This is a genomic window from Oerskovia gallyi (genome assembly GCF_014836745.1).
Taxonomy (GTDB): Bacteria; Actinomycetota; Actinomycetes; order Actinomycetales; family Cellulomonadaceae; genus Oerskovia; species Oerskovia paurometabola.
In genome coordinates this window covers 1-9,083 of the sequence record NZ_JACSQE010000008.1, presented here as the reverse complement: position 1 = coordinate 9,083, position 9,083 = coordinate 1, and the positions used below count along the sequence as shown (strand labels likewise).

General features: G+C 72.0%; 9 protein-coding genes. 8 read left to right on the top strand and 1 reads right to left on the bottom strand.

Annotation, left to right across the window (positions count from 1 at the left end):
* The first annotated feature begins 67 nt into the window (after positions 1-67).
* On the top strand, positions 68-607 hold the full coding sequence (locus H9640_RS10985) for a carboxymuconolactone decarboxylase family protein (protein WP_191790760.1): 540 nt from the start codon (positions 68-70) through the stop codon (positions 605-607).
* Between the two features lie 74 nt (positions 608-681).
* On the opposite strand, the gene H9640_RS10980 is transcribed toward H9640_RS10985, so the two are convergent.
* On the bottom strand, positions 682-1,368 hold the full coding sequence (locus H9640_RS10980) for a rhomboid-like protein (RefSeq protein ID WP_191790759.1): 687 nt from the start codon (positions 1,366-1,368) through the stop codon (positions 682-684).
* Between the two features lie 141 nt (positions 1,369-1,509).
* On the opposite strand from H9640_RS10980, the gene H9640_RS10975 reads away from it, so the two are divergent.
* The 7 genes from H9640_RS10975 to H9640_RS19640 all read left to right on the top strand — a co-directional run bounded on the left by H9640_RS10975 (position 1,510) and on the right by H9640_RS19640 (position 8,853).
* The gene (locus H9640_RS10975; protein ID WP_191790758.1) at positions 1,510-2,475 is read left to right on the top strand and encodes an aldo/keto reductase; all 966 of its coding nucleotides are present in this window, start codon (positions 1,510-1,512) and stop codon (positions 2,473-2,475) included.
* Between the two features lie 662 nt (positions 2,476-3,137).
* A complete protein-coding gene (locus H9640_RS10970; RefSeq protein ID WP_191790757.1) occupies positions 3,138-3,632 on the top strand; it encodes an FBP domain-containing protein in 495 nt (164 codons plus the stop codon).
* Positions 3,633-3,704: 72 nt separating this feature from the next.
* On the top strand, positions 3,705-4,097 hold the full coding sequence (locus H9640_RS10965) for a VOC family protein (RefSeq protein WP_191790756.1): 393 nt from the start codon (positions 3,705-3,707) through the stop codon (positions 4,095-4,097).
* Between the two features lie 73 nt (positions 4,098-4,170).
* Positions 4,171-5,127, top strand: a complete 957-nt coding sequence (locus H9640_RS10960; protein ID WP_191790755.1) for a PhzF family phenazine biosynthesis protein — start codon at positions 4,171-4,173, stop codon at positions 5,125-5,127.
* Positions 5,128-5,231: 104 nt separating this feature from the next.
* Positions 5,232-6,605: an MFS transporter gene (locus H9640_RS10955; RefSeq protein ID WP_191790754.1), complete on the top strand. Its 1,374-nt coding sequence runs from the start codon at positions 5,232-5,234 to the stop codon at positions 6,603-6,605.
* A gap of 140 nt (positions 6,606-6,745) precedes the next feature.
* Positions 6,746-7,459, top strand: coding sequence for a LytR/AlgR family response regulator transcription factor (locus tag H9640_RS10950; RefSeq protein ID WP_191790753.1), 714 nt, complete (start codon positions 6,746-6,748; stop codon positions 7,457-7,459).
* Positions 7,456-8,853 carry a sensor histidine kinase gene (locus tag H9640_RS19640; RefSeq protein WP_191790752.1) on the top strand — a complete coding sequence of 466 codons (1,398 nt, stop codon included), beginning with the start codon at positions 7,456-7,458 and terminating at the stop codon, positions 8,851-8,853. The genes H9640_RS10950 and H9640_RS19640 overlap by 4 nt, the downstream gene beginning before the upstream one ends.
* Positions 8,854-9,083: the final 230 nt, after the last annotated feature.

Sequence of the window (9,083 nt, the reverse complement as noted above, 5' to 3'; positions counted from 1 at the left end):
CCCCCCCCCCCCCCCCCCCCCCCCCCCCCCCCGACTCCGCCCCCGTTCCTACGTCAAGGAGAACGCTGTGCCCCGACTTTCCCGCCTGACCCCGGGGACCGCCGTGGGCGCCTCGAAGGACCTGCTCGCCGAGCTCGTGGACCGCCACGGCAGCGTGGGCGACATGGTCTCGACGATGGCGCACTCCCCCGCCGTGCTCGGGGGATACCTGCAGCTCAGCCGCGCCATGAGGCGTGCCAAGCTCGACCGCAGGACCAGCGAGCTCGTCTCGATCGCCGTGCAGGCGCAGCAGGGCTGCGCCCTGTGCCTCGCGTCGCACGTCGGGGCTGCTCGTGCCCTCGGAGCCGGCGAGGACGAGATCGCGCTGGCCCACGACGGGTGGTCCGCCGACCCCGCACTGGCCGCGATCGTCGCCTTCGGTGTCCAGGTGTACCGCGAGCCGACGTCGATCACCGACGAGCAGGTCGACGGCCTCCGGCGCCACGGCTTCAGCGACCGCGAGATCGCCGACGTCGTCGGCGTCGTCGCGCTCAACGTCCTCACCGGGGCGTTCAACCTCGTCGCCGGGCTCACGCCCGGAGCACCGTCCGCCAGGCGCAGGGCCTGACCCTCTCGGGGACGTCCCGGGCCGCACCCGTGCAGGGTGCGCACCCCGGTCTCACGACCGGTCGAGCAGCCCGGTCACCGCCGTCCCGGGACGTCCCCGGACCAGCCCGCCGCCTGCCGGGTCCGGCCCGCGACGAACGCGACCGTGAGCCCGACGACGAGCGCGGTCGTGTGCCCGACCGCGGTGAAGTTCCGTGCGACGAAGCCCGGCCCCACCCAGTAGACGACGACGAACGCGACCCACCACCAGCGCCAGCGTCTGGGCACGACGACGGTCAGGAACCCCATGACGGTCGCCATGACGTAGCTGACCCCGACGTCGTCGACGGTCGCCACGCTCGGGTTCACGAAGCCGTGGAAGATCCCGGTCGTCAGGACCATGGCGGTGAACACGGTCGCGCCGACGTGCCCCATGAACCCGACCGCGAGCGACGCGAGACGCCCGACGAATCGCTGCGCGTAGGCCAGGACCACGAGGAGCTGGAGCACCAGGAGCACCTCGCTCGGCGAGGAGATGACGAACGCGCTCGCGAGCAGCACCGAGATCGGGCGGTCGCGCAGGTTCGCGAGGTTGGTGCTCGTGTCCTCGTAGACCTGGTCCCGCGTGCCCTCGGGCAGGAACCACAGGACGACGGCGACGAGCAGCACCACGGAGCAGTAGACGACCGCGAGGTCCGCCCGCCGGACCGTGCGCCACAGGTCGGTCCACGCGTGACGCAGGAGGTGAGCGGGGGTCGCGCCGCCCGCGGGGCCGTCCGTCATGCCGTCACGCTACGCCGGGACTCGCCCGCGAGCGCCCGGAAGCGCGCCCCGTCCGTGGGAGGATCCTGGCCGTCGCCCGGCCAGTAGGGTGTGCGGCGCGGCCCCCACCGACGATGTCTCCTTTCCTGAGGAAGTGACGCGATGTTCGACCCGCACAGCCCTGCCCCGTTCGTGCTCGGAGCACTGCCTTTCGGCTCCCTGGTGGACCGCGCGACCTCGTACGCGCTGCTGGACCGGTTCAGGGAGGCCGGCGGTCGGCACCTGGACACGGCGAACAACTACGTCCAGTGGGAGGAGGGGGCCACGGGCGACGAGAGCGAGTCGTTCCTGGCCGAGTGGTTCCGGGACCGGCCCGGGGCTCGCGACGAGATGGTGGTGGCGACCAAGATCGGTGCGCGCAGCGATCCTTCACGCCGCGGCGGGTTCCCCGCGGACATGGAGGGGCTGTCGCGCCCGGCGATCCGGACCGCGATCGAGGGCAGCCTGCGCAGGCTCGGCACGGAGCGGGTCGACCTCCTGTACGCGCACGTGATGGATCCCGTGACCCCTCTCGACGAGACGGTCGCCGCCCTGGCCGAGCTGGTGGACGAGGGTCGGGTCGGCGCACTGGGCTGCAGCAACCACGACCTGCAGACCCTGAGCGCGGCGCACCGGATCGCCGGCGACCTCGGGGTGCCGGGCTACTCGGCGGTGCAGCAGCGCTTCACCTACCTGCGGCCGGCTCCCGGCACCGACTTCGGGGTGCAGCAGGTCGCCGACCCCGAGCTGTTGGGCTATCTCGGAGACCGGCCGGGCTGCACCGCGCTGGGCTACTCGCCCCTGCTGTCCGGCGCCTACGCCCGCCGGGACCGGATGCCGGCCGCCTATCGGAGCGCCGACTCCGAGGCACGGCTGCGCGCGGTGGACCAGGTGGCGTCCGAGCACGGGGTGTCGGCGGTGCAGGTGGTGCTGGCGTGGATGCTCGAGCGGGAACAGCCGGTGGTCCCCGTGCTGGGCGTCAGCAGGATCGAGCAGCTCGACGAGTGCCTGGCTGCAGCGGCGCTCCGGCTGGACGCGGAGCAGCTGACCATGCTCGACCGCGCAGGCGTGGCCCTCGCGGACGCCTAGCTCTGCGTCCACCACCCCTTCTCGTCACCTCCGGTCGCGGTTCCTCGGCGCGTCCCGACGCCGGACTGGACTTCCTGTGGGTCTTGGCTATGGTGGCCGGTTCACCTGCAGGCTGGAAGGAGGTGAGCCACATGGCCAAGAACGACAAGAAGCAGCCGTCGCTTTCCCTGAAGGACAAGCGCGCACAGAAGCGCGAGAAGGCAGCCGAGACCACCGCGAAGGTCCGCAAGCGATAGACCGTGCGCAGCGGGCGGGTCGTCGTCACGTGCATGGGCGGCGACCCGCCTCCGCAGCACCTCCGCAGAATTCTCGTGAGCGGAACAGGTGCCCGGGCGTACCATCGACGGAGAGCTGAGCCGCGGGACGAGCCCCGGCCACCGATCTTGGAGCGCATCTCTCATGCAGCGAGGAAGCGGGGCGGCCGTCCTGGCCTGCTCGGGCGCGGGCCGGACTCCCGCCCAGCACGCCTGACGCCCTACGGCGCCACCCGCCGGCGAACCTTCGCGGTTCCCCGGGACGATCGGCGTACCTCGGCGGGCCCTCGCCGGTGAGTCCTCGAGACCGCCGGCGGACCCCGACCCTGCCGTCCACCGCTCCCGCCCGACCTGTCGGCCCGGGCACCGCGGGCGAGACGGCCCCTCCTGCACGAGAGCCGTAGAACCATGAACCCCCTGACCGAGAAGCAGATCCGCGCGTCCTTCGTGAACGCCTCACGCCGCGAGTCGTCCCAGCTCACCCTCCCGTCCGACCTCGCGGACCTCCGATGGGACCGTCTCGACTACCTGGGCTGGGTCGACCGCAAGGCGCCGCTGCGTGCCTACGTGGTCCTGCCCGTCGACGACACCCTGGTGGGCCTCGCGCTGCGCGCCCCCGAGGGCACGGCGTCGCGTCGCCGCGCGGTGTGCGCGTGGTGCGAGGACGTCATCGCGACCGACGACGTGTCCCTGTACGTCGTGCGCCGGGCCGGTGCGGCCGGGCGCAACGGCGACACGATCGGCACCCTGATCTGCACGACGTTCGAGTGCTCGAAGAACGTCCGCCGCAAGCCGACCGTCGTCGAGGCCGGCCAGGACCCCGCGGGCCTGGTCGAGCGCCGCATCGAGGGTCTGCGCGAGCGGTCCGCGAAGTTCGCGCGCGAGGTCCTGCGCGAGGTCTGATCCACCTCTCCCACGGATCGGGCGCGCTTGCGTAGCGGTGCCGGGCCGTCCGGCACCGCTACGCTCCAGGTCATGCTGAGCCTCGAGAACGCGACCTACCTCGTGCACGACCTGGACGACGCCATCGAGTTCTTCACCGATGCGCTCGGCTTCACGCTGCGTCAGGACGAGACGTTCGAGGGTGGGTGGCGGCGCGTCGTCGTGAGCCCCGGCGCGGGCGAGGCCCCGGGGCTCGTCCTGGCCCTCGCGACGTCCGACGACGCGCGCGCCCGCGTGGGCCGGCCGACGGGCGACGAGGTCGCCTTCTTCCTGCGGACCGACGACTTCGCGGCCCAGCACGCCCGCATGCTCGCGCACGGGGTGACGTTCCGGGAGGAGCCGCGCCACGAGCCGTACGGGACGGTCGCGGTCTTCGAGGACCTGTACGGCACGCCGTGGGACCTGATCCAGCCGCCGAGCGCCTGACCCCGGGCGCACCGACCCGCGGCGGAACCACGGTGCGCTGCGGAGGGGCGGGCGCGGCAGTAGCGTCGGACGCGTGACCACCCCGCCGCGCCTCCGCCCGTTCTCACAGGTCGACGTCTTCACGACGACCCCCTACCGGGGCAACCCGGTCGCGGTGGTGCGCGACGCCGTCGGGCTGGAGGACGCTCAGATGGCCGCCTTCGCCCGCTGGACCAACCTGTCCGAGACCACTTTCCTCCTCCCGCCCTCCCCCGAGGGCGCGGCCGCGGGGGCCGACTACCGCCTGCGCATCTTCACGCCCGCGGGCGAGCTGCCGTTCGCCGGGCACCCGACGCTCGGCTCGTGCCACGCGTGGCTCGCCGCGGGCGGCACGCCGCGCGAGCCGGGCGTCGTGGTCCAGGAGTGCGGGATCGGCCTGGTCCCGCTGCGCCGCTCCCCCTCGACGGACCTGACCGACCTGCCCGACGGCGGAGCCTCCCCGGGCGGTCGGCTCGCCTTCGCCGCTCCCGACCTCCTCACGGACGAGCCCGTCGACCTCTCGACCCTCACCGCGATCACGCGCGCGCTCGGGCTCGAGGCTCGCGACGTCGTCGACCACCGGTTCCTCGACAACGGACCGGGCTGGCGCGTGCTCCTGCTCGGCTCGGCCGAGAAGGTCCTGGCCCTCGACCCCGACTTCACGGGGCTGGGCGACCTGGCGATCGGCGTCGTCGGGCCGTACACCGCCCTCGGGGACGGACGCTACGACGGCCCGGACGGGGCCGCGGTCGAGGTGCGCGGGTACGCACTCGACATGGGCATCCCCGAGGACCCCGTGACGGGCAGCCTCAACGCGGTCGTCGCGCAGTGGCTCCAGCCCGACGGCCTGCTGCCCGCCGAGTACGTCGCGAGCCAGGGCACTGCGCTCGGGCGGGCCGGGCGCGTCCACGTGAGCCGCGAGGCGGGCTCCGGTGACGACGGCCAAGACGTCGACACCGTGTGGGTCGGCGGCGACGCCGTGACCTGCATCGACGGCACGGTGCTGCTCTGACCCGCGCGCAGGACGGGCCGGGCGAGGCACCGCTGCCGGACCGGCCCGTCCCGCCCACAGAAACACCGTGAGAACGCGGCCGCACGCGGCATAGAGTTCGCTGAATGTCAGGAAACCTTGCAGTCGATCGCGCCCGCTGGTCGTTGATGGCGCTCTTCGCGCTCTTCGGCATCGTCGGCACGAGCTGGATGACGCGGCTGCCCTCGATCCGCGAGGCGCTCGGGGTCTCCTCGGCACAGCTCGGCCTGATCCTCATCGTCGGCGCGGTCGGTGCGCTGTTCGCCGTCATGTCCACGGGTGCGGTCGTCGCCCGGTTCGGGAGCCGCCGGACCCTCGTCGCGGCCACCGTCGTCAACCTCGTCGCGCTGCTGCTCGTCGCGTGGGGCACGGCGACCGGGAGCGTCGGCGTCTTCGCGGTCGGCGCGTTCACCAACGGCATCAGCGGCGCCCTGATGAACGTGCCGATCAACCTCAACGGGGCCATGGTCGAGCAGCGCGTCGGCCGCGCGATCCTCCCCCACTTCCACGCGGCCTTCTCGATCGGCGCGGGCGCGGGCGCGCTCGTCGGGGCCGCGTTCTCCGCGGCGCAGATCCACATCGCGGTCCAGCTCGTGATCATCACGACCCTCGTCGCGATCGCCCGCGCCTTCCTCATCGGACCGGCGACCGTGTTCGCCCCCGAGCGCCAGGCCGCGACGCGCGCGGAGGACGACCGCTCGGCCGTCGCAGCGCCGTCGACCCGCAGGACGAGCGACGCGACGGACGATGTGGCCGCCGAGGTGGCCGACGCTCCGGCCGGATCCGCGGCGGAACCCGCCGCGGCGCACGGCGTCACGGACGAGGCGACCCCGCGCCCGACCAGGCGTCGTGGTGCCGGGCTGCGCAACGCCCTGTCCGCGTGGCGCGAGCCGCGCACCCTGCTCATCGGGCTCGTCCTGCTCGCCGCGTCCCTGTCCGAGGGGTCGGCCGGCAACTGGCTCTCGATCTCGATGGTCGACGGCTTCGCGGTGCGCGAGGCCGTCGGGGCCATGGCCTACGGCACGTTCGTCGCCGCCATGACGGTCTTCCGCTTCGCCGGGACGGGGCTCATCGACCGGTTCGGCCGCGTCACGATCCTACGGGCCTCCGGGATCTCCGCCCTCGTCGGGCTGCTCCTGTTCGGCCTCGCGCCCGGGCTGCCGCTCGCCTGGTTCGGCATCGTGCTGTGGGGCTGCGGGGCCGCGCTCGCCAACCCGATCGCGATCGCTGCCGCGTCGGACGACCCGCTGCGGGCCCCGGGGCGCGTCTCGGTCGTGACGTCGTTCATCTCGTTCGGCCAGCTCACGGCACCGCCGCTCCTGGGCCTGCTCGCGGACTCGATCGGCGGGCGGCACGCGCTGCTCACCATCACGGTCGCCACCGTCCTGAGCATCGTGCTCGCGGGCTGGGTCAAGCCGCTGCCGCAGCCGAGCAGGACGTTGGTGGCCGACCGGGTGTGACCTTGGTCCTCCGGTCCCGAGCCCGGGTCGACGAGGTGCCCGAAACCCCCGTTTCGCGCCGATCTCGGCCCGGCTTTGCTTGGTATCTTGGGGGAGCACCCGGGCGGCGTCCGGGGTCGAGGTGAAAGAGGTCCGCCAGCATGATCCGCATCGGCGTAGTCGACGACGAGTCCGCCAGCAGAGACGTCGTGCTCGGTCACCTCGACCGCTTCCAGGTCGAGAACCGGGTGACGTTCGACGTCCGCACCTTCACGGACGGGCGCGAGCTCGTCACGGGCTACCGACCCGACTTCGACATCCTCTTCCTCGACGTCCAGATGGACGACCTCGACGGCCTGGACACGGCCCGGCAGATCCGCACGCTCGACTCCCGGGTCGTCATCGTGTTCGTGACCAACATGGCGCAGTACGCGATCCACGGGTACGAGGTCGACGCGCTGAGCTACCTCCTCAAGCCCGTCCCCTGGTTCGCGTTCTCCCAGGAGCTGCGCCGGAGCATCGACCGCGTGCGACGCAGCGGGACGGACTCGCTCATGCTGACCGTGAACGGCGCCCTCGCCCGGGTGGACCTCCTCGACGTCGTCTACATCGAGAGCATCAAGCACCGGGTCGTCGTCCACGCGGTCGACCGGACCTACGCGTTCACGGGCACCCTCAAGGCCTTCGAGACCGACCTCGCCGACAAGGGCTTCTTCCGCAGCAACAGCTGCTACCTGGTGAACATGCGCCACGTCCTGGCGGTCGACCAGAGCACGTGCGTCATGCTCGGCGGCGACGAGCTCCAGATCAGCCGACCGCGCAAGCGCGCCTTCCTCGACGCGCTCGCCGACCACGTCGGTGGACGCGTCGCGTGATCCAGGACGTCCTGCCGGCCATCGCGGAGGTCCCCACCGACATCCCCCGCGGATTCACGGCCTTCGCGGAATGGTCCGCGTGCCTCGTGTACATCCTGCTGCTGCGCAAGAGGTTCACGCCGCCCGTCCTCGCCCTCCTGCTCGGGCTGGGGCTCGGTCTCCTGTGGGCCGTCCAGTCCTTCGCGGGCGAGCTGCCGATCCCGCTGTGGACGTTCGGCATGGCCATGGCGGTCGCCGCGATGTACAGCGTGGTCATGCTCTGCGCCGACGTGTCGACGAGAGAGGCCGGGTACTTCACGGCGCGCGCCTTCGTGCTCGCCGAGCTCGTCGCATCGCTCCACTGGCAGCTCTACAGCTATGCCGTCGACCAGGGGTTCACGGGCGTGGCGGTCCGGGCGGGGCTGCTGGTCGTGGTGTACGGCGCGGCCTTCACCGCGGCCTACTTCATCGAGAGACGACACTTCCCGCCGGACCAGCAGCTCGAGGTCGACCGGCGCGGCCTGCTCAGCGCGGCCTCGATCGCCGCCGTCACGTTCCTCATGAGCAACGTGAGCTTCGTGAGCTCCAACACGCCGTTCAGCGCGCAGTTCGGTCCCGAGATCTTCTACATCCGCACGCTCGTGGACCTCGCCGGGTACGTCGCTCTCTACGCCCAGCAGGGACAGCGCCTCGAGCTCCAGCGCGCGGTCGAGGTCGAGGCCATGAACCGGATGCTGCGCTCGCAGCACGAGCAGTACCTGCAGTCCAAGCGGAACATCGACATCGTCCACCGCAAGTATCACGACCTCAAGCACTTCGTCACCGCGATCAGGACGGAGAACGACCCCGCCGCCAAGGCGTCCTACCTCGATCAGCTCGAGGAGAGCATCCAGGGCTACGGCGTCCAGGTCGAGACGGGCAACCCCGTGCTCGACACCATCCTGACGTCGAAGACGTCCCAGTGCGCCGAGCTCGGGATCACGCTGACGTGCGTGGTCGACGGCGCAGCCCTGTCGTTCATGGACGCCATGGGGCTGAGCGCGCTCTTCGGCAACGCGCTCGACAACGCGATCGAGAGCACCGCGGCCCTGCCGGACCCCGAGAACCGGCTCGTGCGCGTCGCGGTCTACACGCAGAGCTCGCTCGTCATGGTCCGCTTCGAGAACTACCACGTGGGCGACCTCGACTTCGACGACGGCATCCCCCGGACCACCAAGCGCGACACGCTCAACCACGGGTACGGCCTGCGCAACATGCGCCAGGTCGTCGAGGGGTACGGCGGGTCACTCACGGTGCGCACCGAGTCCGACTGGTTCGTCGTGCGGGCCCTCATCCCTGTCCCCGAGGGGCGCAGGTCGCGGCCCCAGAGCCGACGGCTGGAGGTCCTGGGCCCGCCGGACGCGTCGGGGCACTGAGGCCACGCCGGGCACCACCGGGCACCACCGGACACCGCCGGACACCGCCGGGGTAGAACGTGCTGCGCGAGGTAGGACGCGGTGCGTACTACCTCGGCACACCACGTTCTACCTCGTGCCCACCAGGCTCAGTTGAAGCCGATGACGCGTTGGGCGGCTTTGTAGGCCAGGACGGACAGGTGGCGTCCGGGTCTGCCGGGCAGGTTGGAGATCTGGTGCAGGGTGGTGCG